Raw genomic sequence first — 1143 nt, forward strand, 5'->3', positions numbered from 1 at the left:
GCCGCGAGGCCCCCACCCGACCGGGCTTCGCCCGGCCACCCTCCCCTCAAGGGGGAGGGAAACCGGCGCGCATCCACCGTAAACATCTGCTGCGTCGGCGACGACGACCAGTCGATCTATGGCTGGCGCGGCGCCGAGGTCGACAACATCCTGCGCTTCGACAAGGATTTCCCGGGCGCCACCATCATCCGGCTGGAGCGCAACTACCGCTCGACCGCCCACATCCTGGGCGCGGCCTCGCACCTCATCGCCTACAATGAAGGCCGCTTCGGCAAGACGCTGTTCACCGACCGCGACGATCCCGAGGACGATAAGGTGCATGTCCATGCCGCCTGGGACTCGGAAGAAGAAGCTCGCGCTATCGGCGAGACGATCGAGGCCTACCAGCGCCAGAAGCACAATCTGAACGACATGGCGATCTTGGTGCGCGCGTCGTTCCAGATGCGTTCCTTCGAAGACCGTTTCATCACGCTTGGGCTCAACTATCGCGTCATCGGCGGTCCGCGTTTCTACGAGCGGATGGAAATCCGCGATGCGCTGGCCTTCTTCCGCGTCGTTGCCAACAGCGGCGACGACCTTGCCTTCGAGCGCATCGTCAACGTGCCGAAGCGCGGGCTGGGCGAAGCCACCATCCGCCAGATCCACGACACGGCGCGGACATTACGCATCCCGATGCTGGAGGCCGCCGCGACGCTTGCCGAAAGCGACGAGTTGAAGCCGAAGCCGCGCGCAGCGCTCCGCGAGGTCGCGGCCAATTTCGAGCGCTGGCAGAAGGCGCTGGAGACCAAGCCGCACACCGAGCTCGCCGAGACCATTCTCGAGGAGAGCGGCTACACCGACATGTGGAAGAACGACCGCTCGGCGGAAGCGCCCGGGCGGCTGGAGAACCTCAAGGAGCTGATCCGCTCCATGGAGGAATATGAATCGCTGCGTTCTTTCCTCGAGCATGTGGCGCTGGTCATGGAGGCCGAGCAGGGCGAGTCGCTCGATGCGGTCTCGATCATGACGCTGCACTCGGCCAAGGGCCTCGAATTCGAGACCGTCTTCCTTCCCGGCTGGGAGGAAGGCCTCTTCCCGCATCAGCGCGCGCTCGACGAAGGCGGCCGCTCCGGCCTGGAGGAAGAGCGCCGCCTTGCCTATGTC

The 1143-nt window shown here is 65.2% G+C and carries 1 protein-coding gene; it reads left to right on the plus strand.

What is annotated here, in order from left to right; all coding sequences use genetic code 11:
* On the plus strand, positions 1-1143 hold a 1143-nt coding region (locus EOA29_RS37285), incomplete at both ends, for a 3'-5' exonuclease (RefSeq protein ID WP_245468745.1).

It is taken from the genome of Mesorhizobium sp. M1E.F.Ca.ET.063.01.1.1, assembly GCF_003998155.1.
Classification (GTDB): domain Bacteria; phylum Pseudomonadota; class Alphaproteobacteria; order Rhizobiales; family Rhizobiaceae; genus Mesorhizobium.